The 22,467-nt window shown below is 70.0% G+C and carries 19 protein-coding genes and 6 pseudogenes; 13 read left to right on the top strand and 12 right to left on the bottom strand.

Going from position 1 to position 22,467, the window contains the following annotated elements:
- The first annotated feature begins 227 nt into the window (after nt 1-227).
- The 7 genes from ACH4F2_RS09660 to ACH4F2_RS09690 all read left to right on the top strand — a co-directional run bounded on the left by ACH4F2_RS09660 (nt 228) and on the right by ACH4F2_RS09690 (nt 5,944).
- On the top strand, nt 228-797 hold the full coding sequence (locus ACH4F2_RS09660; protein WP_398132145.1) for a winged helix-turn-helix domain-containing protein: 570 nt from the start codon (nt 228-230) through the stop codon (nt 795-797).
- A 13-nt stretch (nt 798-810) separates the two neighbouring features.
- Complete coding sequence (locus ACH4F2_RS09665; protein WP_398132146.1) at nt 811-2,040, top strand: acyl-CoA dehydrogenase family protein; 1,230 nt, start codon at nt 811-813, stop codon at nt 2,038-2,040.
- Nucleotides 2,041-2,171: 131 nt separating this feature from the next.
- Nucleotides 2,172-2,630: an RrF2 family transcriptional regulator gene (locus tag ACH4F2_RS09670; RefSeq protein ID WP_398132147.1), complete on the top strand. Its 459-nt coding sequence runs from the start codon at nt 2,172-2,174 to the stop codon at nt 2,628-2,630.
- Nucleotides 2,631-2,766: 136 nt separating this feature from the next.
- A complete protein-coding gene (locus ACH4F2_RS09675) occupies nt 2,767-2,868 on the top strand; it encodes a putative leader peptide (protein WP_398132148.1) in 102 nt (33 codons plus the stop codon).
- 195 nt (nt 2,869-3,063) lie between these two features.
- On the top strand, nt 3,064-4,182 hold the full coding sequence (locus ACH4F2_RS09680; RefSeq protein WP_398132149.1) for an aliphatic sulfonate ABC transporter substrate-binding protein: 1,119 nt from the start codon (nt 3,064-3,066) through the stop codon (nt 4,180-4,182).
- 42 nt (nt 4,183-4,224) lie between these two features.
- The gene (locus ACH4F2_RS09685; RefSeq protein ID WP_398132355.1) at nt 4,225-5,022 is read left to right on the top strand and encodes an ABC transporter ATP-binding protein; all 798 of its coding nucleotides are present in this window, start codon (nt 4,225-4,227) and stop codon (nt 5,020-5,022) included.
- Entirely contained in the window at nt 5,009-5,944 is a 936-nt protein-coding gene (locus tag ACH4F2_RS09690) for an ABC transporter permease (protein ID WP_398132150.1), read from the top strand. Before ACH4F2_RS09685 ends, ACH4F2_RS09690 begins: the two co-directional genes overlap by 14 nt.
- A gap of 186 nt (nt 5,945-6,130) precedes the next feature.
- On the opposite strand, the pseudogene ACH4F2_RS09695 reads toward ACH4F2_RS09690, so the two are convergent.
- From ACH4F2_RS09695 to ACH4F2_RS09705, 3 pseudogenes are all read right to left on the bottom strand, one after another.
- A pseudogene (locus tag ACH4F2_RS09695) lies at nt 6,131-6,844 on the bottom strand (LLM class flavin-dependent oxidoreductase); the annotation flags it as partial.
- Nucleotides 6,808-7,076, bottom strand: a pseudogene (locus ACH4F2_RS09700) (FMN reductase (NADPH)); the annotation flags it as partial. The pseudogenes ACH4F2_RS09695 and ACH4F2_RS09700, both read right to left, overlap by 37 nt.
- Nucleotides 7,066-7,220 (bottom strand): annotated as a pseudogene (locus tag ACH4F2_RS09705) (monooxygenase); the annotation flags it as partial. The pseudogenes ACH4F2_RS09700 and ACH4F2_RS09705, both read right to left, overlap by 11 nt.
- Nucleotides 7,221-7,878: 658 nt before the next feature.
- Here ACH4F2_RS09705 and ACH4F2_RS09710 point away from each other — a divergent pair.
- Complete coding sequence (locus ACH4F2_RS09710; RefSeq protein WP_398132151.1) at nt 7,879-8,499, top strand: SRPBCC family protein; 621 nt, start codon at nt 7,879-7,881, stop codon at nt 8,497-8,499.
- Nucleotides 8,500-8,535: 36 nt separating this feature from the next.
- Nucleotides 8,536-10,848: an FdhF/YdeP family oxidoreductase gene (locus ACH4F2_RS09715; RefSeq protein WP_398132152.1), complete on the top strand. Its 2,313-nt coding sequence runs from the start codon at nt 8,536-8,538 to the stop codon at nt 10,846-10,848.
- Between the two features lie 587 nt (nt 10,849-11,435).
- On the opposite strand, the gene ACH4F2_RS09720 is transcribed toward ACH4F2_RS09715, so the two are convergent.
- Nucleotides 11,436-12,644, bottom strand: coding sequence for a S8 family peptidase (locus ACH4F2_RS09720; RefSeq protein WP_398132153.1), 1,209 nt, complete (start codon nt 12,642-12,644; stop codon nt 11,436-11,438).
- 371 nt (nt 12,645-13,015) lie between these two features.
- On the opposite strand from ACH4F2_RS09720, the pseudogene ACH4F2_RS09725 reads away from it, so the two are divergent.
- A pseudogene (locus ACH4F2_RS09725) lies at nt 13,016-13,168 on the top strand (helix-turn-helix domain-containing protein); the annotation flags it as partial.
- 321 nt (nt 13,169-13,489) lie between these two features.
- Here ACH4F2_RS09725 and ACH4F2_RS09730 read toward each other — a convergent pair.
- From ACH4F2_RS09730 to ACH4F2_RS09740, 3 genes and pseudogenes are all read right to left on the bottom strand, one after another.
- Nucleotides 13,490-13,582, bottom strand: a pseudogene (locus ACH4F2_RS09730) (MarR family transcriptional regulator); the annotation flags it as partial.
- Between the two features lie 95 nt (nt 13,583-13,677).
- Entirely contained in the window at nt 13,678-14,061 is a 384-nt protein-coding gene (locus tag ACH4F2_RS09735; RefSeq protein WP_398132154.1) for a nuclear transport factor 2 family protein, read from the bottom strand.
- A 648-nt stretch (nt 14,062-14,709) separates the two neighbouring features.
- Complete coding sequence (locus ACH4F2_RS09740) at nt 14,710-15,135, bottom strand: Rid family hydrolase (protein ID WP_398132155.1); 426 nt, start codon at nt 15,133-15,135, stop codon at nt 14,710-14,712.
- A 150-nt stretch (nt 15,136-15,285) separates the two neighbouring features.
- Between ACH4F2_RS09740 and ACH4F2_RS09745 the strand changes: the two genes are divergently transcribed.
- Nucleotides 15,286-15,771, top strand: a complete 486-nt coding sequence (locus tag ACH4F2_RS09745) for a MarR family winged helix-turn-helix transcriptional regulator (protein WP_398132156.1) — start codon at nt 15,286-15,288, stop codon at nt 15,769-15,771.
- Nucleotides 15,772-16,101: 330 nt separating this feature from the next.
- Here the strand turns inward: ACH4F2_RS09745 and ACH4F2_RS09750 are convergent, their stop codons facing one another.
- Complete coding sequence (locus ACH4F2_RS09750; protein ID WP_398132157.1) at nt 16,102-17,145, bottom strand: saccharopine dehydrogenase family protein; 1,044 nt, start codon at nt 17,143-17,145, stop codon at nt 16,102-16,104.
- A 134-nt stretch (nt 17,146-17,279) separates the two neighbouring features.
- Between ACH4F2_RS09750 and ACH4F2_RS09755 the strand changes: the two genes are divergently transcribed.
- Complete coding sequence (locus ACH4F2_RS09755; protein WP_398132158.1) at nt 17,280-18,215, top strand: helix-turn-helix domain-containing protein; 936 nt, start codon at nt 17,280-17,282, stop codon at nt 18,213-18,215.
- Nucleotides 18,216-18,346: 131 nt separating this feature from the next.
- Here the strand turns inward: ACH4F2_RS09755 and ACH4F2_RS09760 are convergent, their stop codons facing one another.
- Nucleotides 18,347-18,910 carry a dihydrofolate reductase family protein gene (locus ACH4F2_RS09760; RefSeq protein WP_398132159.1) on the bottom strand — a complete coding sequence of 188 codons (564 nt, stop codon included), beginning with the start codon at nt 18,908-18,910 and terminating at the stop codon, nt 18,347-18,349.
- A 330-nt stretch (nt 18,911-19,240) separates the two neighbouring features.
- On the opposite strand from ACH4F2_RS09760, the gene ACH4F2_RS09765 reads away from it, so the two are divergent.
- The gene (locus ACH4F2_RS09765) at nt 19,241-19,831 is read left to right on the top strand and encodes an isochorismatase family protein (protein ID WP_398132160.1); all 591 of its coding nucleotides are present in this window, start codon (nt 19,241-19,243) and stop codon (nt 19,829-19,831) included.
- Between the two features lie 361 nt (nt 19,832-20,192).
- Here ACH4F2_RS09765 and ACH4F2_RS09770 read toward each other — a convergent pair whose 3' ends face one another.
- The 3 genes and pseudogenes from ACH4F2_RS09770 to ACH4F2_RS09780 all read right to left on the bottom strand — a co-directional run bounded on the left by ACH4F2_RS09770 (nt 20,193) and on the right by ACH4F2_RS09780 (nt 22,459).
- Nucleotides 20,193-21,095 (bottom strand): aminoglycoside phosphotransferase family protein, encoded by a 903-nt coding sequence (locus tag ACH4F2_RS09770; protein ID WP_398132161.1) that lies wholly within the window; start codon nt 21,093-21,095, stop codon nt 20,193-20,195.
- Between the two features lie 184 nt (nt 21,096-21,279).
- Nucleotides 21,280-21,528: pseudogene (locus tag ACH4F2_RS09775) on the bottom strand (VOC family protein); the annotation flags it as partial.
- A 184-nt stretch (nt 21,529-21,712) separates the two neighbouring features.
- A complete protein-coding gene (locus ACH4F2_RS09780; protein WP_398132162.1) occupies nt 21,713-22,459 on the bottom strand; it encodes an SAM-dependent methyltransferase in 747 nt (248 codons plus the stop codon).
- Between the last annotated feature and the right edge of the window lie 8 nt (nt 22,460-22,467).

Below are 22,467 nucleotides of genomic sequence, written 5' to 3' on the forward strand. Positions count from 1 at the left end.
CGGCGTTCACCGGGGGTGCGCAGGATGATGACCATGTCCCGTACACAGCAACGACTCGTTCGTCGTCGGCATGTCGACTTTGGTCACGTCGTCAGTGCCGCCTGCTGTCACGCGTAGGGCACACGGCCCCCATCCACCCGTGCCGCTCCGCTCACGCCTTCCCAGGTGATCAGGCGCAGTCGTCCACCACGCCTGACGACCCCGCACACTTCCGAGGGACAACCGCCATGACCACGGCACTTCCGGCCCAGACCACCCCGCACGATCCGGCCTCCTCCGACGCCCCCCGTCTTCGCCTGGTGGGTGATGCCACACAGAGAGGCCCTCAGGAACTCACTCCCGCGCCGCTCGTCGCCTACCTCGTACTCGTCCCCGAGGGCACCGATCCCGCCGAGCTCTTCGTCAAGGACAGGCCACGGCCTGAGATCCGACCGGCCGGCGCCGCGGTCCCGGCCTCTGACCGACGGACGGGAGACGATGCCGTCCGCATCGATCCGGCCCGCCGTGTCGCCGAGGTGAACGGCCATGAACTCGACCTCACCTACCTGGAGTTCGAGCTGCTGGCACATATCGTTCAGCACCCCCACCACGTGCATTCTCGCGACGGGTTGGTGGCCGCCGTCTGGGGTTACGACCACGTCGGCGACGGCCGCACGGTCGATGTCCACATCGCCCGCCTGCGCCGAAAGCTGGGCGAGGCTCACCGGCACCGGATCGTCACCGTTCGGAGCGTGGGCTACAAGTACGTGCCCGACCAGCAGGAGAGCCCCGACGCCGCGTTCTGCGGCCGACCTTGAGGAGTCGACTTCCATGGGCCTTGCCTCCGCGCCGTCCCGCCCCGCCTCGCCGTCCGACCCGTCCGGACCCGGCCGGGCCCACTGGCTGCGCGTGGCCCGCGAGGTGGCGGACGACCTGGCCACGGACGCGGTGGTCAGGGAGCAGGCGGGCAAGGCCCCGTTCGACGAGGTGTCCCGGCTTCGCGAGGCGGGACTCCTGACGTTCCTGATGCCGGCCGGGCCCCAGGAAGGCGGCCCGGGCCGGCTCACGGCTTACGCCGTCGTCCGGGAGATCGCCGCAGCCGACGGCGCGATCGGTCAGCTGCTCGGCTCCCACTACTTCCTGTCGTGGAGCGTCCGGTTCTTCGCCGGGCCCGCTCTCGCCGCGCAGATCGAGGAACGGTCCGCGACCGAGGAGTGGTGTTGGGGCGGCGGTTTCGCGCGTCAGGAGCCGCCACTGGTGCTGGCCAGGGCCTCCAAGGGCTTGGTACTCAACGGTCGACAGAGCTATACCACCGGGATTCTGGTCGCCGACCGTCTCGCCGTGCGCGCCGTGCGGGAGGATACGGGTGAACCCCTCGCCGTCGTGGTGGATCCCACCCGCCGCGGTGTGGCGGTCGACGGCGACGCCGACACCTTCGGCCAGCGGCTCGCGGCCGGCGGCAGCGTCGAGTTCGACGACGTCCTGGTGGGTGCCGACGACGTGCTCGGCTCCCTGTCCGCGGACGAGGATCTGCTGTCGCCCCGGACCGCCCTGGCCTCTCCGGTCGGGCGCCTCTTCTCCGCCCAGCTCCTGCTCGGCCTGGCCGAGGGAGTGCTCGCCGAAGCCCGTGAGTACAGCAGGACCGGCCAAGCGACCCATCACCCCGCCTGGCCGGCCGGTACCCCGCACGACCCGCAAGTGCAGACGGCCTACGGAGAACTCACCGTCCTCACCCGCTCCGCGTCGGCGCTCGCCGATCAGGCGCTGGAAGCCGTGCGCGGCGGGCTGGAGCGCGGCGAGGACGTCACCTACGACGAGTCCGCGGACATCTCCGCCCTCGTGGCCATGGCCGAAACCGCCGCGGCCAGGGCGGCGCAGGAGTCCACCACCCGCGCCCTGGACATCATCGGCGCCCGCTCCGTCTCCGCACGGCTGGGCTTCGAGCGGTTCTGGCGCAATGCCAGGACCCACACCCTCTACGAGCCCGTCACCCACCGGCTCCGCGATGTCGGGCACTACTTTCTCAACGGCGCTCACCCGCCGTTCGTCCTGCCCGCCTGACCGGGAGGCGTGCCGGGGACGGACCGGACGTCCGGATCAGAGGCCGCCGTGACGGGCGGCCGCACTCCGCGAGCGGTCCGTCTCCCGCAGGTCAACGGACGCTCACCCAAGCCGTACGGGATAATGCACCCATGCGGATCTCAGCCAAAGCGGACTACGCGGTACGTGCTGCCCTGCAGCTCGCCGCTTCACGGGAGGACGGGCCGCTGAAGGCGGAGGCCATCGCCCACGCCCAGGACATCCCGCACAAGTTCCTCGAAGGCATCCTGAACGACATGCGCCGGGGCGGTCTCGTGCTCAGCCAGCGCGGCGGCAACGGTGGCTACCGGCTGGCCAGGCCCGCCGAGTCGATCAGCATCGCCGACGTCATCCGCGTCGTGGAGGGACCTCTGGTCTCGGTGCGCGGGGTCCGTCCACCCGAGCTGTCCTACTCCGGCCCCGCCGAGTCGCTGCTCCCCCTGTGGATCGCGTTGCGGTCCAACGTGCGCGAGATCCTGGAGGGCGTGTCGCTCGCCGACGTCGCTTCGGCCCAACTGCCCACGTACGTCACCGCGTTGGCAGACTCCCCGAAGGCCTGGGTGAACCCCTGACGCGCTGAGTCATCGACCGGCGGTCCCACAGCACGAGATGGACACGTCCATCATATGAACACCCCCTTGGGGTGGACGCCACCTTCTGCCACGATCCCTATCAGCCAGATAGGAAAGATAGGGATCGGGGGCGACCATGAGCACGCGCAACGGCGCAGACCTGCCGCTCTCTCTGCTGACCTCGCGCCGCCACATCGACCTCGGCCGCACGTCCAGCGCCATCTGTCGACCCGCCTGAGGCCGTCGGCACAACCTCCTTCCGCCGACACGCCACGCACGTCCGCACATTCCCGCACACCTCCGCTTCCGGACCCGCGACGGCGTTCCATCCGCCGAGGGCCGACGTGTGGAGCGCGGGCCCCATGCCCATGAGCTTCGCGCTCTGACGCTTTCGGCATCTCCCTGCTCGACCCATTCCCGAGAGGACACCTCAGTGTCTGCCGCAAGACCGCTCACCACCCTGCGCACCGTCGCCGTCGCAGCAGCGCTCCCCCTCCTGCTCAGCTCCTGCGGCTACGGATCCGACGCCACCGACGACGACAAGCGGACCCAGGTCGCGGCGGACGCCGAGAAGCTGTCCGCCGACGAGGTGAAGATCGGCTACTTCCCCAACCTCACACACGCCACCGCCTTGGTGGGCGTCCAGGAGGGTCTGCTCCAGAAGGAGCTCGGCGGTACCGAGATCAAGGCCTCGACCTTCAACGCCGGCCCCTCCGAGATCGAGGCGTTGAACGCCGGATCCATCGACATCGGCTGGATCGGCCCCTCTCCCGCCATCAACGGGTACACCAAGTCGGGCGGCAAGAACCTGCGTATCATCAGCGGTTCCGCCTCCGGTGGCGTGAAGCTCGTGGTCAACCCCGACAAGATCAAGTCCCTGGACGACGTCGAGGGCAAGAAGATCGCCACGCCGCAGCTCGGCAACACCCAGGACGTCGCGTTCCTCAACTGGATCGCGGAGAAGGGCTGGAAGGTCGACGCGCAGAGCGGCAAGGGAGACGTCTCCGTCGTCCGCACGGACAACAAGATCACCCCGGACGCCTACAAATCCGGTTCCATCGACGGCGCCTGGGTGCCGGAGCCGACCGCGTCCAAGCTGGTCGCCGAGGGCGCGAAGATCCTCCTCGACGAGGCCGACCTGTGGCCCGACAAGAAGTTCGTGATCACGAACATCATCGTGCGGCAGGAGTTCCTGAAGAAGCACCCGGACGTCGTCGAGGCGGTGCTGCGCGGCTCGGTGAGGACCAACGAGTGGATCAACGCCAACCCGGAGAAGTCGAAGGCCTCCGCCAACGCGGCACTGAAGGCGGAGTCGGGCAAGGCCCTGCCCGCCGAGGTCATCGACCCGGCCTGGAAGTCCATCAAGTTCCTCGACGACCCGCTGGCCTCCACCCTCAGCACTGAGGCGGACCACGCGGTGAAGGCCGGTCTGCTGGAGAAGCCCGATCTGAAGGGCATCTACGACCTCGCACCGCTCAACAAGGTCCTCGCGGCCGCGGGCAAGGACCAGTTCGACGACGCCGGTCTCGGCGCCCAGCAGCCGAACAGCTGACAAGCGACAACCGCCCCGATGAGTACCCAGGAGGTGACGACCATGGCCACCACGGTCGCCGAGGCTGCCCAGGTCGCCACGGCGGTGACGCACGCCGCCCGTATCGAGCACGTCTCGAAGTCCTTCCCCGCTCCGGGCACGTCCGGCGGGCGGCAGCTCGTACTGGACGACATCACGCTCGATGTCGCACCGGGCGAGTTCGTCACGCTCCTGGGTGCCTCCGGCTGCGGCAAGTCCACCCTGCTCAACCTGGTGGCGGGACTGGACCTGCCGTCCGCCGGCTCCATCGGCACGGACGGCCGACCCGCCCTGATGTTCCAGGAACACGCCCTGTTCCCCTGGCTGACCGCGGGCAAGAACATCGAACTCGCGCTGAAGCTGCGCGGCGTCGCCAAACCGGAGCGCCGCGCCGAAGCGGAACGGCTGCTGGAACTCGTACGGCTGCGGGGCGCGCACGGCAAACGGGTGCACGAACTGTCGGGCGGTATGCGCCAGCGCGTCGCACTGGCCCGGGCGCTCGCCCAGGACAGCCGCCTGCTGCTGATGGACGAACCGTTCGCGGCGCTGGACGCCATCACCCGTGACGTGCTGCACGACGAGCTGACCCGGATCTGGCACGAGACGGGCCTGTCGGTGCTGTTCGTCACGCACAACGTGCGCGAGGCGGTGAAGCTGGCGCAGCGGGTGGTGCTGCTGTCCTCACGGCCGGGACGGATCGCCCGGGAATGGACCGTCGGCATCCCCCAGCCGCGCCGCGTCGAGGACAGCTCGGTCGCCGACCTGTCCGTCGAGATCACCGAAGAACTGCGCAGGGAGATCCGCCGCCATGGCCAGCACTGACACCGGCGTCGACGCCGGGAAGAACGGCTCATCCGCAGCCGGGGAACCCCAGGACATGCGGGACACGCAAGACCTCGCGGGGCTGGAGGCCGGGCTCGACGCGCTGGACTCGGTGCAGGCCGGCCGTACACCGCTGCGCGAGACCCTGATCCGCAAGGCACTGCCGCCGATCAGCGCCGTCGCCCTGGTGCTGGTGATCTGGCAACTGCTGGTGTGGGCCGAGATCGCCCCCGACTACAAGCTGCCCTCGCCGTCCGCGGTGTGGGGCGAGGTGACCGACGCCTGGCGGCAGGGCACGCTGCTCGACTACATCTGGACATCCGTCTCGCGCGGCCTGCTCGGCTTCCTGATGGCACTCGCCATCGGTACGCCGCTGGGCCTGCTGGTCGCCCGGGTGAGATTCGTCAGGGCGGCCGTCGGCCCCATCCTGTCCGGTCTCCAGTCGTTGCCGTCCGTGGCCTGGGTGCCGCCCGCCGTGCTCTGGCTGGGCCTGAACAACTCGATGATGTACGCCGTCATCCTGCTCGGCGCGGTCCCCTCCATCGCCAACGGACTCGTCGCGGGCATCGACCAGATTCCCCCGCTGTTCCTGCGCGCCGGACGGACACTGGGCGCGACCGGCCTGCGCGGCGCCTGGCACATCGTGATGCCGGGCGCGCTCCCCGGCTATCTCTCCGGGCTGAAGCAGGGCTGGGCATTCTCCTGGCGGTCACTGATGGCCGCCGAGATCATCGCCTCCTCGCCCGATCTCGGCATCGGACTCGGACAGTTGCTGGAGAACGGACGGAACAACGCCAGCATCTCGCAGGTGTTCCTGGCCATCTTCCTCATCCTGCTCGTCGGCATCGCCATCGATCTGCTGATCTTCAGCCCCCTGGAGCGGCGGGTGCTGCGGGGGCGGGGACTGCTGGTCACACGCTGAACGAGCGGATCGCACGTCGTATCGGTCCGCCGGATGGTCGTTGTGGCTGCGGCGGAGCCCCAGAGGGGGCATGTGAGGCCCCGCATGGCCACATGCGGGGCCTCACGAGCTACCCGAGCGGGGCACCGCGGGGGCGGGCACGCACCGTGCGACCGGCTCTGCGAGGGCGTTCCGCGGACGGCGCGTTCACGGTCGCACCGCGCCGGCGAACGGCACCTGCGCGGTGGGGGCCGCCGGCCGGCCGAAGGGGCGCCGCCCCAGTCCACGCGCCTGCAGCCTGGGCAGGACGCCCTCGCCGAACCAGTAGGCCTCCTCCAGGTGCGGACAACCGGAGAGCACGAACTCCTCGATGCCCAGGGCCGCGTACCCCTCGATCCGCTCGGCGACCTCGTCGTGGCTGCCGACCAGGGCGATGCCCGCGCCGCCGCGCACCATGCCGATACCGGTCCACAGGTTGGGGTGGATCTCCAGCCCGTCGCGGCTGCCGCCGCCGTGCAGGGCGAGCATGCGGCGCTGCCCCTCGGACTCGCTGCGGGCCGGCCCGGCCTGGACCGAGGCCACGCTCTCCGGGTCGAACCCGTCCAGCAGCCGGTTCGCCTCCGCCCAGACCTGCTCCGAGGTGCCCCGGGTGATGACGTGCAGCCGGATGCCGAAGCGGAGGGTGCGGCCCTCGCGCGTCGCCGGCGCCCGTATCCAGGCCGTCTTCTCGGCCACCTGCGCGGGCGGTGCGCCCCAGGTGAGATACACGTCGGCGTGCCGGGCGGCGACCTCGCCGGCGATCGGCGAGGAGCAGCCGAAGCAGACCTGGGGCGAGTCCTCGCCCGCGGTGGTGTGCCCCTCGTCGACGCTCACGTGTGCCGCGCTCACCCCGTGGCCGCCAGTACGGTCGTGCGACCGCCCAGGGCGGTGGAGAAGTGGTCCGTGACCTGCGCCAGGGCCTCCGCCGAGCCGGGCGCGACGGTCAGGGTGCCGTCGTCGTCCGCCGTGATGTCCTTGTCGAGGGTGAACCAGCCGGGGACGATGTGGGTGGCGCCCATGGAACTGAGGACGGACGCAGCGCGTACTCGATGGCCAGCACGTGGGCGGTGGAGCCTCCGGTGGCCAGCGGGTGGACCGTCTTGCCGGCCTCGGCCGCGGGCCGCCCGCACCTCTGACTCGCCCCGGACCTGCTCGGTGACCGCATCGGGGTCGTCGTGCGGCTTCTGGCCCTCGGCGGCCACGGCGTCGGCCGGTGTCTCGACGGCCCACAGTTTGGCGCGAGGTCGCCGTAGGTGTCGCGGGGCCGGCCCGTGGCGTGCGATTCGCTCGGGGCCCGCTTGAGCGGCGGGGCACGATCACCGTGGGGCCGCTCGCTGAGGAGACAACCGAGGTCCTGCTGCTTGTGCAACGCCGACGTGCTGGTCCCGACCCCCGGGCCGTACGCGACCTGCGCGAGCTGTGCGTGCGCTGCGACCGGCCCCGGCCATCGGGTGTTCCGTTTCGCACACCTTCACGCGGGCGCCGGACGCCGATCGGCCCCGTCCGGCGCGTCGCGGACGCGGCTGACCGGAAGTCGTGCGATCGTGAAGGGCGGTCGCCTACGCGGCGAAAGGCTCCGCAAGGCTTCAGCAGGCTACAGGTGCGGCCCGGGGACACGGTCCCCTCCACAACACGCTCCCATGCCGGCCTGGACACACCCGCCCGCAGGCCCGCTCCCCTCCCGCGGACGGCGGCAAGACGGTGGGGCGGGCGGGTCACGGGGCATTTTGCGGCTACCGAGGTGGCCGGCCGGCGCATCGCGGGCGGCGGCAGGCAGGGAGCCGACGCGCACGGGGACACGGACACACCCGGATGACTCGAAGCGCCCCGTGCGGGAACCGGACAGGGAGCCCTGACGCACGAGGGGGCGTCGGGTGCCCAGGACACCTGAATCCCTCACTGGAAGAGAGACCACGATGGCGCAAGGAGACCACGCCCAGCAGGTCGTGCCGAACACACCGGGGATGCACGCGGACGGTGACGGAGTCACACGCCGCCGCCCGCTGCGCGAGCGGCACGTCGAGGAGACGGTCGAGGTCGCGGTGCCGGTAAGGACGGCGTACAACCAGTGGACGCAGTTCAAGGCCTTCCCGCGGTTCTCGGCCGTGGTGCGTGGCGTCGAGCAGCTCAGGCCCACCGTGACCGCCTGGACCATCGGCTACGGACCGCTGCGCCACCGCTTCGCGATCGAGACCGTGGAGCAGGACCCCGACGCCTACCTGGCCTGGCGCGGTCTGGAACAGAGCCCTCGCCACCAGGGCGAGGTCGAGTTCCGGCCGACGGAGTCCGGCGGCACCGCGATCACCGTCCGGGTGTTCCTGGAACCGTGCGGAGCCGCGAGGATCCTCACCCGTTCGTCCAGGGCCGCCCGGCTGACGGCCCGACTGGTGCGCGGCGAGCTCATGAGGTTCAAGCACTTCATCGAGGGGCTGGGGCAGGAAGGCGGAGCCTGGCGCGGCACCATCCGTAACGGCCGCGTGCAACATGATCGACCGGAGCCGCCCAGGAGCCGCGTGGCCCAGTGGCCCGTCGGCTGACCGGTGTGCCGGACACGGCGAGAGAAAGGCGAACCCATGCGGAACCCGGCCGGCGAGGAGCCGGAGACCAGCCTCTCCGTGACGCCTCCGAAGAAGTGGGCGGCCGGAGTCCCCGCGGTCGTGCACGCGCTCCAGTACTCCCTGGAGCAGACGTCCCCGCGCAAGACCGGGGTGGACCTGCTGACCATGAACCAGGTGGGAGGGATCGACTGCCCCGGCTGTGCGTGGGCGGATCCGGCCCCGGGCCGGCGCCATCGCAACGAGTACTGCGAGAACGGCGCCAAGCACATCAACGACGAGGCCACCACGCGCCGGGTCACCGCCGATTTCTTCCGTGAGCACAGTGTCGCCGACCTCGGCGGCCGCTCCGACATGTGGCTCAACCAGCAGGGCCGGCTCACGGAGCCGATGATCAAACGGCCCGGCTCCGCGCACTACGAGCCCCTCAGCTGGAGCGATGCCCTGGGCGTCCTCGCGCGGGAACTCAAGACGCTGGCCTCCCCCGACGAGGCCGTCTTCTACACCTCGGGCCGCGCCAGCAACGAGGCCGCCTTTGTTCTGCAGCTGTTCGCCCGCGCCTTCGGCACCAACAATCTGCCCGACTGCAGCAACATGTGCCACGAGTCCAGCGGATTCGCCCTGAGCGAGACCCTGGGAACCGGCAAGGGCACCGTCAGTCTCGACGACCTCCACCACGCCGATCTGATCTTTCTCGTCGGGCAGAACCCGGGCAGCAACCACCCGCGTCAGCTGTCCGCCCTGGAGGAGGCCAAACGGGGCGGCGGCCGGATCGTGGCGGTCAACCCGCTGCCGGAGGCCGGACTGCGGCGCTTCAAGAATCCGCAGAAGCCGCACGGGGTTGTCGGACGTGGCACCCAGATCGCGGACCGCTTCCTGCACATCAAGCCCGGCGGCGACCTCTTCCTGTTCCAGGCACTCAACCGTCTGCTGCTCGAGGCCGAGGACGCCAGGCCCGGCACCGTCCTGGACCGCGATTTCATCAAGGCGCACACCACCGGCTTCGAGGAGTTCGCCCAGCACGCCCGCACAGTGGACTGGGGCGACGTGCGGGCGGCGACGGGACTGACCCGCGAGGAGATCGAGAAGGTCCGCGACGAAGTCCTCGAGAGCGAACGCGTCGTCGTCTGCTGGGCGATGGGCATCACCCAGCACAAGCACGGCGTGCCCACCATCCGGGAGATCGTCAACTTCCTGATGCTGCGCGGCAATCTGGGGCGCGCCGGCACCGGCGCCTGCCCGGTGCGCGGCCACAGCAACGTCCAGGGCGACCGCACCATGGGCATCTGGGAGCAGATGCCGGACTCCTTCCTCGACGCCCTGCAGAAGGAGTTCGGCTTCGACCCGCCGCGTCCGCACGGCCTGGACTCGGTGAACGCGATCAGGGCGATGCGCGAGGGCCGCGTCAAGGTCTTCCTCGCCCTGGCCGGCAACTTCGTCCGCGCCGCTCCCGACAGCGAGGTCACCGAGGAGGCGATGCGCTCGTGCCGGCTGACCGCGCACATCTCCACCAAGCTCAACCGCTCGCACACCGTCTGCGGTGACACCGCGCTGATCCTGCCGACCCTGGGGCGCACCGAGCGGGACGTCCAGGCCGACGGCGAGCAGTTCGTCACCGTCGAGAACTCCATGAGCGAGGTGCACACCTCCCAAGGCCGCCTGGAACCGGCCTCCCCCATGCTGCTGAGCGAGATCGCGATCCTGTGCCGACTCGCCCGGCTCACCCTGGACGGCAGGGTGGACATCCCCTGGGATGTGTTCGAGGGCGACTACGGCACCATCCGCGACCGCATCTCCCGCATCGTGCCGGGCTTCCACGACTTCAACGCACGGGTGACCCGGCCCGGGGGCTTCCAACTGCCCAACCCGGTCAACGAGGGCGTCTTCAACAACAAGGCCGGCAAAGCCCTGTTCACGCGCAACGAGGGCGTGGTCCCCCGGCCTCCCGAAGGCCATCTGCTGCTGCAGACGCTGCGCTCGCACGACCAGTGGAACACCGTCCCCTACACCGCCGACGACCGCTACCGCGGCATCCGCGGCAGCCGCCACGTCGTGCTCGTCAACCCGGCCGACCTGAGCGAACTCGGCCTCACCCGGGGCGATCACGTCGACCTGGTGAGCGTGTGGTCGGACGGCTCCGAGCGCCGGGCCGAGAACTTCGAGGTCGTGCCCTACCCGGCCGCCAAGGGCTCGGCCGCCGCCTACTACCCCGAGACGAACGTCCTGGTGCCGCTGGACAGCGTCGCCGACATCAGTAACCAGCCCACTTCGAAGGGCATCGTCGTCCGCCTCGAACCCGTCCTCGACCGGACACGGTCCACCCCCGCCTGACCCAGCGGCACGTCCCGACGGGGTCCGCGACAACAGCGGGCCCCGTCGGGCGTGGCCGGGTCGGTGAGCCGGAACCGGGTCATCGCGTCCATCGGCCAGGCCGCCGCTGACCGCGGTGGGGCATCGTCAGGCCGCGGCGGGAGCCGCTGTCCCCTGGTGATCCGAGTCAGGGATTCGTCGGCGAATCGCAGAGCCCGCAGCGCCAGTGGCGTGCCACCGCACACGCCACGGCGACGGCACCCCGCACGGTACGACTCCGTCCACGGCCGGGGCATGGCGGTGTCACCGAGCAGCCGGACACACACGGTCGCGCCGCGGCCCACCCCGCCGGCGCGCGTGCCGCCGGACGCCTACCGACGCACGTTCCGCTCGCGTACGGGTCAGACGCCGCTGAGCGCATGAGCCGGCGCCGTCACCTCACGCGCGTCCCGTCCTGCACCGTGACGAGAGCGGCGACACCCCAGGTCGGACGTCGCCGCTCCCCGTCCGCGCCAGGCGCGGGCGCAGCCCCGTGACAGCGGTGTGCCTCGGAGGCAGGGCGGCCTCCGAGGCACGTGCTCACGACCGTCGAGCCGTGGGCGGAGAGGTCACGGTACGAGCTTCAGCAGCCGGTTGGGCGATCCCGAGCCGGGGCCGGTGACCTTGCCCGGCGTCGCCCCGTTCACCAGGGCCGTGGCGACCTGGGCCGGCGTGGCGGAGGCGTGGTGGGCCAGGTAGACAGCGGCGGCTCCGGCCACGTGCGGGGTCGCCATCGAGGTGCCGGAGATCGTGTTGGTCGCGGTGTTGCCGGTGTGCCAGCCGGCCGTGATGGAGGACCCCGGGGCGAAGATGTCGAGCACAGAGCCGTAGTTGGAGTAGCTCGCCCGGGCGTCGGTGCTGGTGGTGGCGCCGACGGTGAGGGCCTCGGTGACCCTGGCCGGGGAGTAGGAGGAGGCGTTGGCGCTGCTGTTGCCCGCGGCCACCGCGTAGGTCACGCCGCTGGCGATGGAGTTGCGTACGGCGGTGTCCAGCGTCGCGGAGGCACCGCCGCCGAGCGACAGGTTGGCGACCGAGGGGCCGGAGTGGTTCCGGGTCACCCAGTCGACGCCGGCGATGACTCCGGCGGTCGTCCCGGATCCGTTGTTGTCCAGCACCCGCACGGCGACGATCTTCGCCTTCTTGGCCACGCCGTAGGTGCTTCCGGCGATGGTGGTGGCCACATGGGTTCCGTGGCCGTTGCCGTCCGCGGCGGTGGTGTCGCCGTCGACGGCGTCGTACCCGTAGGCGGCACGACCGCTGATCTGCTGGTGCGTGATGCGCACGCCGGTGTCGATGACGTAGGCCGTGACACCGCTGCCGGCGCTGTCCGGATAGGTGTAGGTGCCTGACAGGGGCAGGGAGGCCTGGTCGATGCGGTCGAGACCCCACGGCGCGTTGGACTGCGTGGTGTCGGTGACGCTGACCCGCTGGTTCTGCTCGACGGCCGCCACCGCCGGGTCCGCGGCCAGGCGCTTGGCCTCCGTCTCGGAGAGCGTCGCCGTGTAGCCGTTCAACGCGCTGCCGAACGTCTTGTCCACGCTGCCGCCGTACTCCTCGACCAGGTTCTTGCCCGCGGACGAGGACGCCTTGAATCCGGCGTCCTTCTGGAGCGTCACGATGTAGCTGTCCCGGACAGCCGTGGGCGAGCCGGCACCGAGCACCCTGCCCTCGGCGGGAGCGGCCTGTGCGGGGACGGCGGTGAGGCCTCCGGCCAAGGTGCCCGCCGCGACAGCGGCGATCGCGGTGAACCGTATTCTCTTGCTGCGCAGTCGTGCCATTACGAGGGAATCCTCCTCTTGGCGGCGCGCCTGGGTGCGGCGCGCAGGTGTGGGGGTGGGTGCGCGTGATCGCGCACCACGGCCCGGAGCGTCGCGTCTCGCTCCGGACTGCGATCAAGCGTTGCCCACAACCAGTTGACCGGGCAAGGCAGTTGACGAACCGTCAACATGACTGCCATGAGCACGACATACTTGTCGAACGGTATGCCTGTCGGGCCCCCATGTCCGCCCCGGCCAGGAGAGATCAGGATGCGCGGCAAAGACGTGGCGGTGGCGGCGTGCAGTCGCTCTGCCGGGCTCTGCCAGGCTCTGCCAGGCGTCCTCTGCTCCTCGTCTTCGCCCGTGAGGGCGGCCAGGCCCGGTCGCCTCCGATGCGGTGGCTCGGCGAGCAGCGCCTGCAGTACGCCCGCAGGCCGCTGGAACGCACGGAGCAATCCGTGGACCGCATCGCGGCGGCGGCCGGCTTCGGGACGGGCACCGCGATGCGCCAGCACTTTCGCGAGGCGCTGGGCGTGTCACCGCGCGCCTATCGCAACACGTTCCGGGAGCCAGGTGAGGCCACGCACGCGGCGACACCACTCGGACTGACTGGACGGGTGAGACTCAGGTCCACGGTCACAGGCGAGGCGCTGCCGGCGTGCTCCTTCCGTCGAAGGGTGGAGAGGGCAGACGGCATCGACCGCGTTCGAGACAGGCGGAGACCTCAGAGTTCGGCGGCCCGGTTTCGGAGTTGCGCGTCTGCCGACCGAGTCCGGCGCCGGCCCAGGACTCAGTCCTGGGCGGGGAGGTCGAGGGCGGTCCCGTACAGGCGGGAGACCCGGATCAGAGTCGTCACGCGCCGGTCTGTCGGCGAGGGCGGCGGACATCTTGCTCCGCAGGACGTGACCGGTGTGGTCGAGAAGGTACGACAGATCCGGTTCGGTGCGCGCGGGAGTCATGGCGGTCGCGTCTGCCGGCGTGCAGATATCGATCCGGGGCGGATTATCCAGAAGAGACCTACCGAGGACCTGCCGAAGGGACCCACCGAAGGGACCTACCAGCTCCTGGCCACCGAGCGGAGTGCGGTCCAGGTGGCACCCACCCGCGCGTAGTCCATGGTCAGCTGAAGACGCCGGCCACAGTGCGAGCCGTCCACGGTCGCGTCCGCGACCAGGCGTCCGACGACGCGTGCGGTGTCGCCGTCCACCCGCACGGTCACCGTCTTCTCGTCGATGTCGTGGTACACGAGATGCCCGCTGCGCATCTGTGCCAGCCACTCGGCCTTCGGCTGCTCGTGGCCCATGGTGTGAGTGAGGGTGAAACCATCGTCCAGCAGGGTGTCGAGAGCGGCGGTGTCACCTTCGGCCATCGCCCGCAAGTGATCCCGGTAGGCGTCGACCAGCTCCATGCGCACACTCGGACGGGGTGAGGTGTTCATGTGAGCTCCTGATCTCTGTGGGCGTCGCACGCCGTTCTCCGCGGGGCCGCCTGTTTCCGTCCGGCCCTCATCGGATCATGACAAGTACTGTCCTCTGCGGGCGTCCGCCGCGCCGCCGGGTCGGCGGATGCCTGTTCGGGGGAAGGGTCACCGGCTCGCGTCCAGGCGTGCGCGGATCCGCCGTCGGACCGACGGCGAGCACATGCCCAGGCATCCACGCCATGGACCAGCGGCATCAGCGCTCGCGATGAGTCAGGGGACGGCGCGCCGGGGGGCGAGCCCACCGCACAGTGGCGCACACGGTCATCCGCCAGTGCGTTGGTGAGGTCACGCGGTCGGGTTCGCCAGGGCACCGTCATGCCCGTGAACCCCACGCCGGGCCGGCCGGGTTCGGCGCCTTCCTCCGCAGCATGAGAGTCCCGGCACCCACGCAGCCGAGCTGGGCCGCGGCGGTCGGGGACGAAGCCGTCGCCTGGATCATCTGAGCACTCAGGCACCGAGGTGAGAGCCAGCGGTTCTGGCGTGCCCGGTCGAGCGATCAGGACGGGCACGCGGCAGACCGCCGCCGCGGTTTCGGGGCGGCGGTCTGCCGCGAAGGGGCGCGGTTCAGTCCTTGGTGACTACGGTTCGGTCACTGGAGGTGACGGTTCAGTTCCCGGAGCCGACGATGGCGGTGACGCGAATCTCCACGCGCATGGCGGCGAGGCCGAGGACCGTGACGCCGGTCTCGGTCCAGATCGGCGCGCGTCCGTCGAGGCGACGGCGGAACTGCTCGGCCATGACCGCGTTGTGGTCGGCGCCGATGGCGTCCTCTCCCGGTGCGACCTTGTGGTAGGAGTTGACGTGGATGACGTCCTTCCATGTCGCGCCGACCGTGGCGAGTGTGCGCTCCACGTTGTCGAAAGCCTGGATGATCTCGTCTTCCAGCGACTCGGGGATGACCAGGTCGTCGTCCACCCCGGCCTGGCCCGAGGTCTCGACCCGGTCGCCGACGCGGACGGCCCCGCTGTAGCCGAGGGCCTCGTGCAGCTTCTCGCCAGAGCCCGGAGTGATGCCGAAAGTGACGGTGCTCATGATGCTGCCTCTTCCTGTCCATAGGGGCGCGTTTCCTCACACTTGAGTTCACGCGTAAAGTGAACCTAGCAAGCAATGACTTCAAGCGCAAAGTGATGAGCAGACTTCGCCGGAGGGGTGTGAAGATCGGTGAGCAGCACGGAAGGACCCATGAGCGACACGGGCGAACACGACGACAAGGAGCTGCGATGGCTCGACGAACAGGAGAAGGTGGCATGGACGGGACTGGTCTCCCTTGTCCTGCTGCTGCCGGGCAAGCTGGAGTCGCCGCTGCGGCAAGAACACGGCCTCACCCTGTTCGAGTACCTCGTGCTCAGTCACCTCTCCGAGGCCCCGCAGCGCAAGCTGCGGATGGGAGAGCTCGCCTTCCTCGCCAGCGGGTCACTCTCCCGCCTGTCCAACGTCATCAAACGCTGTGAACAGCGCGGCTGGGCCGTAAGGACACCCGACCCGGCCGACGGCCGTTACACCCTCGCCGAACTCACCGACGCCGGCTTCGACATCGTGCACCTGGCAGCGCCCACACACCTGCGCGCCGTACGGCGCATGGTCCTCGACTCGCTCAACACGACGGACCAGAAGGCCCTCGTCCGCATCGCACAGAAACTCCGCATCGTCCCCGACAACTTCGGCTGACAGCCGCCCCACGCGACAGCCCGAGACGAGCAGGCACCGAGGTGAGAGTCTCTTCGCCTGGGAGGACAAGCCCGGCACGGTCTGGTTCCCGGTCGGCCATCGTCTCGCCCGTCCAGGCTGAGTCGCTCGCCCCTGCCATCGCATGCCACCCAGGGCGATGGCAGCTTCTACGATCGGACGTGACCGATACTCCGACGAGCTGGACTGTGCGCCCCGCACCTCTCCTCCTCGACCTTACGGTCAGCAACACCGAGCCGGAGTGACTTGTTTCCGGGACTGGGAGCCGCGCTGGTCCGGAGTCAGCGGAGGTGACTGCCTTGTCCAGTGAGCTCAGGCGACCTGCTTCTGCGAGTACTGGTGGAACGCGATACGAGGGGCGAGCGCGCGCAGGAAGTCGGAGGCGTCGAAGTTCTCGCCGGCAGAGGCGACGCCCACAGCCCTGGTACGGCCGGTGAGGACGCGGTCGAGAGCTTCGACGACAAGGGGCGCGGTGATGGCGTAGATGTCCTGGCCGGCGGCTGTGGCTCGGCGTTCGACGCCCCCTGAGCGGACGATGACGTCGACGAGGAAGGTCTGGTCGGAGCGTCCGCTGTCGTCGGCGGCGGTCGGGGTCGGTGTGTCGGGGGCGGCGACGTCGCGGGTCGCCTCGGCGTTCATGTAGGTGGTCACGTCGGGGATGGTCAGATGCTGGGGGACGGTCACGACGTCGGCCATGGTGAACTCGGCGATCACGGACCGGCGTCCCACCGGCTCCGGGAAGGTCCACTCCGCGGTGGGCGCGGCATCGGTACGGTGCTCCCACTGTCCGCCGCGGTAGCGCAGGCGGCGGTTGCCACGCCGCTCGCGGGAGACCGCGCCCGACAGTCGGGTGCCGGCGGTGGGGTGCCAGTCGCTGAGCGCGTACGCGATGTGGGCCTCGTCGGCCGAGGTCCAGTCGCCCATCGCCGCGGTGGTCAGCAGGTCGCCGAGGCCGCCGAAGAAGGCCATGGCCGGGACGATCACCGCTCTCGCGTCCCGGGCCCGGTCGCGGAAGTGCGCGAAGGTGTCGAGGTTGGCCTCGATCTCGGCGGCCACGTCCAGGTACGGAATGCCGGCCCTGAGCGCGGCTTCGATCACCGGGCCGGTCGTCGAGGCGAACGGGCCGGCACAGTTGATGACCGCCACCGCACCGGCCACGGCCCGGTCCAGCGAGGCCGGGTCGTCGACCGACGCCGCCCGTGCCTCCAGCCCGAGTTCACCGGCCATCTCGCCCAGCGTCTTCGCGTTGCGCCCGGACAGCACCGGCACGAACCCGCGCGCGACGAGTTCCGCGACCACGAACCGTCCGGTATGACCGTACGCCCCGAACACTGCCACCAGTCGGCCTGATCCCATGAGACTGCTCCCGTGTACTCGATCGTCCGCCGCGATGTAGATGTCGATCCGCTGACGGCCTGACACCCACATCCTGTCCCGGTCCCAGGCCCCGCACGACCGTCGGAAACGACATGCCGCATACACTTTCGGACATGCATCGCGTCGCGTTGGCCGTCACCGACGGCATGCTCCACTACGAACTGTCCGTGGCCCTGGAGATCTTCGGAGCCGACCTGACACACGTCGTGGACCCCTGGTACGACTTCGCCCTCTGCGGATCCGGCCCGGTGCGCGTCAACCGCTTCCGGCTGGAGCCCGACCACGGCCTCGACCACCTCCCGCAGGCGGACACCGTGATCGTGCCCGGCTGGGCGGACACCGACCGCGACCCTCCGGCGGAACTGGTCGACGCGGTGCGCGCGGCCCACGCGACCGGCGCCAGGGTGGCCTCGCTGTGCACCGGCGCCTTCGTCCTGGGCGCCGCGGGCCTGCTCGACGGGAGGCGCGCCACCACACACTGGGCCCACACCAGGGAGCTCGCCCGGCGCCACCCGGCCGCCACCGTCGATCCGGACGTGCTCTACGTCGACAACGGTGACGTCCTCACCTCGGCGGGCAAGGCCGCCGCCATGGACCTGTGCCTCCACCTGGTCCGCCTCGACCACGGCTCGGCCAACGCCAACAAGATCGCCCGGCGCCTGGTCGTCCCCCCGCACCGCGACGGCGGCCAGGCCCAGTTCATCGCCACCCCCCTCCCCGAGCCGGGCAACCACCCCCTCGATGAACTCCTCCCCTGGGTCCTCCAACGCCTCGACCAACCCCTGACCGTCGAGGACCTCGCCTGCCGGGCCGGCCTGAGCTCACGCCAGCTGACCCGCCACTTCAACCACCTCACCGGCACCACGCCCCTGCAATGGCTCCACACCCAACGCATCCGCCGTGCGCAGGAGTTGCTGGAGACCACCGACGCCACCGTCGACACCGTCGCCGAGGCCGCCGGAATGGGCACCGCCACCACCCTGCGCCGCCACTTCCAACGCACCGTCGGCGTACCGCCCGACACCTACCGCCGCACCTTCCGCCCCTGAGGGGACAAGCCCCCCGGTAGCCGGCGGCCGATCCAACAGCACCGGGGCACAGGGCTCACGGTGCTGTCCGAACGGCAGAACAAACAGTCCCTGACAACTGCCCACCGCTCAGAACAAGGACCGCTGCGTGACTAGCGCGCCACTCGGTGGCGGAGGTAGACGACTCCTGAGCCGAAGGTGCGGGTCTCGACGAACTGGAGATCCACCCGACGCTCGTGCCGAGGAAAGTACGGAATGCCACCACCCACCAGCACCGGGTAGACCATGGCCCGGTACTCGTCGATCAGATCCAGTGCAGCCGCCTCGGCGGCGAGGACCGCGCCGCCGATCGCGATGTCGCCCTCCCCCGGCTCGGCTCGCAACCGCTCGATCTCCTCCGCCAGACCGCCGGAAGCCAGGCGGGCATGACCTTGCACCGCCGACAAAGTGGTGGAGAACACCACCTTCGGGAGCGGCTTCCACAGCGCGGCCCACTCGAGCTTCGAGTCGTCGAGCGATGGATCCTGATCGGCGGTCTCCCAGTACAGCATCGTCTCGTACAGCCGTCGTCCCATCAGGTGGACGCCGACCTCTCGGATCTCGTCGATCCAGTAGCGAAAGACGTTCTCGTCCGGTGCCGTCCAGTCGATGCCACCGTCCGGCCCGACGATGTAGCCGTCGAGTGAGACACTCATCGAATACGTCACGCTGCGCATCAGAAATCCTCCTCGGTGACGGGTTCGACAGTACGACAGCTGAACCCCGCACAATCCATCGCGGCTCGCGGGACGCCTGGGCCGAGCCACCTCACAACATCATTCGATGAGACAACTCAACTGAGGAACATGAGCAATCCCGGGGATCGACCCGGACGCGGTGAGGGGTTCGGCGATCCTCTTGAGCCACGCGATCACGAAGAGCTTCACGAGCCTGTCGGCCCGGCTGTCCCTGCTCCCTACCGGTGAATGACCGGCGAGTGGTACGCCCGCCCGCTGGTGAAGCGGCGATCATCGGCATGGGACCCATCCGAGAGAAGGGCTGTTTCCGTGCGTCGTGCACTGATCATCGTTGATGTGCAGAAGGATTTCTGCGAAGGCGGCAGCGTTCCGGTGAAAGGTGGTGCGGGCCGGGCCGCGGCCATCGCCGACCTGGTCCGGCGGGCCGACGGACAGTACGCCTTCGTCGTCGCCACCCGTGACCATCACATCGATCCGGGCGCCCACTTCTCCGAGAACCCCGACTTCCAGGACTCGTTCCCCGTGCATTGCGTCGTCGGCAGCGAGGGAAGCGAGTTCCACCCTCACTTCGCACCCACCGCAGACGCCGGGCACATCGACGAAGTCGTCTTCAAGGGAGCACGCTCCGCATCCAAGAGCGGTTTCGAGGGCTTCACCCAGGACGGCACGGCACTGTCCGACTGGCTGAAGGCCCGCGAGATCACCGACCTTGACGTCGTCGGCATCGCAACCGATCACTGCGTCAAGGCCACCGCACTGGACGGAGTGCGCGCCGGCTTCACGGTGCGGGTCCTGCTCGACTACACCGCCGGCGTCGCCGCCGACAGCACGCGCACCGCACTCGACGACATGCGCCAGGCCGGTGTCGCGCTGAGCGGCGAGCCGGTCGTCGTCACCTGAACAAATCGGCCGGCGCAAGCCAAAGGCTCAGTAGACCGAGGCGGTCTGCGCAAGCTCCTGCCTGAGGAGTCGATGCTCGTCGGCACGCAGGACCTCGCGTATGAGCGGATGCCCTTCGGCCTGGCCCCCAGCTCCGGGCGGGGCCAACACCCCGCTCAGGCCCTGCACCGACTCGCGGAGCCCTCGACGACCTGCAGGCGCGGGGTGAGAAGTCCCGCCGCCCAGTTGCCCGTGCGGTCTGCCAAGGTGCGCGAAGACCGGACCCGCAGGGCGTACCGCGACGGCCACTGGACGAAGGCGGAAGGCCGCCGTCGCCCAGTTGGCGCCTCGGGACCGTCGAAGGCGGATCGTCGCTCCGTCCCTACGCCGATCCGCCTCGCAGAACACGTTCGAGCGCTGCCCGGCCTACGGGTCCCCATGCCGGCTTGCCGCCAGGCAGGCCCCGGTCTCCGTTCTGGCCCATCAGCATGAGGAACAGGCTTTTCAGAGCAGCCAGTCCGCGGGCGCGCCGGATCGTCGCCTCGTCCGCACGCGCGTACGCGTCGAAGAACCGTGAGGCGCCGCCGGTGGGGAGGACCACCCATGCGGCCGCGAGGTCCCAGGCGGGATCGCCGGCGAAGACGGCATCGAAGTCGATCACTCCTGAGAGCGTTCCGTCCGAGACGACGACGTTGGCGGGATGAAGGTCCCCGTGCACCCATACCGGCGGGCCTTCCCACTCGGGGGCCGCAACGGCGTCGTCCCAGACGGCCCGTACCTCGTCGGCGATGTCGTCGGGGACGACGGCGTGGAAGAAGTGGTCGAATCCGTCCGTGCACTTCTCGGGGTGGTCGCCGCGGTCCTCGCTGATCGGCGCGTCTTCGGGCGCCTCCGCGTGGAGTGCCATGAGGAAGCCCGCCAGAGTGTCGGCCGCGTGGTCGCCGCGGCTGAGGGAGGTGTGGTCCAGTGGCTCGCCGGGGACCCACGTCATGACGGTCCAGGGCTTCGGGAAGCGCGCAGACGGTTCACCGATCCGTACGGGGGTGGGGACCGGAAGCGGCAGACGCGGGGCCAGGACGGGCAGCCACCGGCACTCCTTGCGCAGGAGGTCGGGGGCGCCTTCTGTGCGTGGCATGCGCACAGCCAGGTCGTCTCCGAGGCGCCACATTTGGTTGCCCCACCCACCCGCTACTTCGCGGATGGCCAGTCCTGCGAGGTCCGGATGCTGCTCCTGCAGCAGGTCATGGACCAGGGCTGCGGTGATCTCGATCTCGGAGTCGGTCATGCGAAGCCACACTACGGGGGCAGGATTCTGGCTTCGCTCGTGTTCCGCGACTGGCCTGCTGCCTGAGCCGGTGGCCGGCGGCGGTACCTCGACGGCGAAGCACAGGAAGTGGCAGTCGAGGGTGACCGCGTTCACCGGGAGCCCTGGGATCTCAGGGGGACCGCGTGAGCGGCGGTGCGTGGCGTCAGCGTGCGGACATTTCGAGGGCTGCCGGGGTGACGGGGGTGAAGAAGCTGACGAGGTTGCCGTCGGGGCCGCGGAACAGCAGCGATCGGTTGCCCCAGGGCATCGTGGTGGGCTCGTTGACGAAGCCGGCGACGAAGCCGGTCAGGCTCTGGTGAACGCGGTCCACGTCGACGACGAGGAACTCGGTGATCACGCTGTGGTTGTCCGCCGGGCGAGCGGAGCCCGGGGCGAACAGCGGGACGGTGCGGTTACGGCAATCGCGAGGGCACGCAGGCGTCGACAGGCCGCCGATGCCCGCACGGCGCCGGCTTGCCGCTTCTCGGAGACCTCGGCACCCCGTCCCGAGTGGCCCCCCACCCGGCCGCGGTGACGGCATGTCCCGTGCGGGGCCCGGACGGTGTGACGTCCGGGCCCCGCACGGGACGGGAGCCTCAGTGCTTCATGAGAGCGAAGACGCCCCAGCCGAGGTACTCACGCGTGCAGCGCGCGTAGCGGGCTGGCTCGGTGGCGAGTTCCTCCCTTACCTCGGTGGCCAGTTCGTCATCCGGGTTCCGGTCGAGCCACCGGCGCATGTTGAGCCACTGGGCCGCGACGTACCGGTCCCAGGTGTCCTGGTCGGCCAGCATCATCTCCACGACGTCGTAGCCGAGGTCCTGGAACTGCTCGATCAGGTCCGGGAGTCGCAGGAAGTCGGCGATGCCGGTGGCGTGGCATGCCTTGGCGGTCTCCTCATCCGGAGGGGTCTGCCGCCAGTACGGCTCGCCGATCAGCATCAGGCCTCCGGGGCGGAGGCTGCGGCTGAGCAGCTCGGCCGTTCCGGCGACGCCGTTCCCGATCCAGGTGGCGCCGACGCAGGCGGCGAGATCGACCGGCTGGTCCGCGACATGGCCGGAGGCGTCACCATGAATGAACTCGACGCGGTCGGCGACACCGAGTTCGACGGCGCGGGCCCGGGCCTGCTCGATGAAGACCGTACTGATGTCCACGCCCGTGCCCGTGAGGCCCAGGTCACGCGCCCAGGTGCACAGCATCTCGCCCGAGCCGCTGGCCAGGTCGAGCACCCGTGTCCCGGGGGCGAGGCGGAGCGCTTCGCCCAGGGCGGCCAACTTGGCCGGGTTCAGCGGGTTGTGGATCCGGTGGCTGCTCTCGCGGATGGTGAAGATGCGGGGAAGGTCCATGATCAAAT

It is taken from the genome of Streptomyces sp. NPDC017890 (genome assembly GCF_044328675.1).
Classification (GTDB): Bacteria; Actinomycetota; Actinomycetes; order Streptomycetales; family Streptomycetaceae; genus Streptomyces.

Excerpts from the sequence above, each read along its gene's own strand:
- ACH4F2_RS09660 (WP_398132145.1), top strand. The coding sequence starts at position 228 with ATGACCACGGCACTTCCGGCCCAGACCACCCCGCACGATCCGGCCTCC.
- ACH4F2_RS09665 (WP_398132146.1), top strand. The coding sequence starts at position 811 with ATGGGCCTTGCCTCCGCGCCGTCCCGCCCCGCCTCGCCGTCCGACCCG.
- ACH4F2_RS09670 (WP_398132147.1), top strand. The coding sequence starts at position 2,172 with ATGCGGATCTCAGCCAAAGCGGACTACGCGGTACGTGCTGCCCTGCAG.
- ACH4F2_RS09675 (WP_398132148.1), top strand. The coding sequence starts at position 2,767 with ATGAGCACGCGCAACGGCGCAGACCTGCCGCTCTCTCTGCTGACCTCG.
- ACH4F2_RS09685 (WP_398132355.1), top strand. The coding sequence starts at position 4,225 with ATGGCCACCACGGTCGCCGAGGCTGCCCAGGTCGCCACGGCGGTGACG.
- ACH4F2_RS09690 (WP_398132150.1), top strand. The coding sequence starts at position 5,009 with ATGGCCAGCACTGACACCGGCGTCGACGCCGGGAAGAACGGCTCATCC.
- ACH4F2_RS09710 (WP_398132151.1), top strand. The coding sequence starts at position 7,879 with ATGGCGCAAGGAGACCACGCCCAGCAGGTCGTGCCGAACACACCGGGG.
- ACH4F2_RS09715 (WP_398132152.1), top strand. The coding sequence starts at position 8,536 with ATGCGGAACCCGGCCGGCGAGGAGCCGGAGACCAGCCTCTCCGTGACG.
- ACH4F2_RS09720 (WP_398132153.1), bottom strand. The coding sequence starts at position 12,644 with ATGGCACGACTGCGCAGCAAGAGAATACGGTTCACCGCGATCGCCGCT.
- ACH4F2_RS09735 (WP_398132154.1), bottom strand. The coding sequence starts at position 14,061 with ATGAACACCTCACCCCGTCCGAGTGTGCGCATGGAGCTGGTCGACGCC.
- ACH4F2_RS09740 (WP_398132155.1), bottom strand. The coding sequence starts at position 15,135 with ATGAGCACCGTCACTTTCGGCATCACTCCGGGCTCTGGCGAGAAGCTG.
- ACH4F2_RS09745 (WP_398132156.1), top strand. The coding sequence starts at position 15,286 with ATGAGCGACACGGGCGAACACGACGACAAGGAGCTGCGATGGCTCGAC.
- ACH4F2_RS09750 (WP_398132157.1), bottom strand. The coding sequence starts at position 17,145 with ATGGGATCAGGCCGACTGGTGGCAGTGTTCGGGGCGTACGGTCATACC.
- ACH4F2_RS09755 (WP_398132158.1), top strand. The coding sequence starts at position 17,280 with ATGCATCGCGTCGCGTTGGCCGTCACCGACGGCATGCTCCACTACGAA.
- ACH4F2_RS09760 (WP_398132159.1), bottom strand. The coding sequence starts at position 18,910 with ATGCGCAGCGTGACGTATTCGATGAGTGTCTCACTCGACGGCTACATC.
- ACH4F2_RS09770 (WP_398132161.1), bottom strand. The coding sequence starts at position 21,095 with ATGACCGACTCCGAGATCGAGATCACCGCAGCCCTGGTCCATGACCTG.
- ACH4F2_RS09780 (WP_398132162.1), bottom strand. The coding sequence starts at position 22,459 with ATGGACCTTCCCCGCATCTTCACCATCCGCGAGAGCAGCCACCGGATC.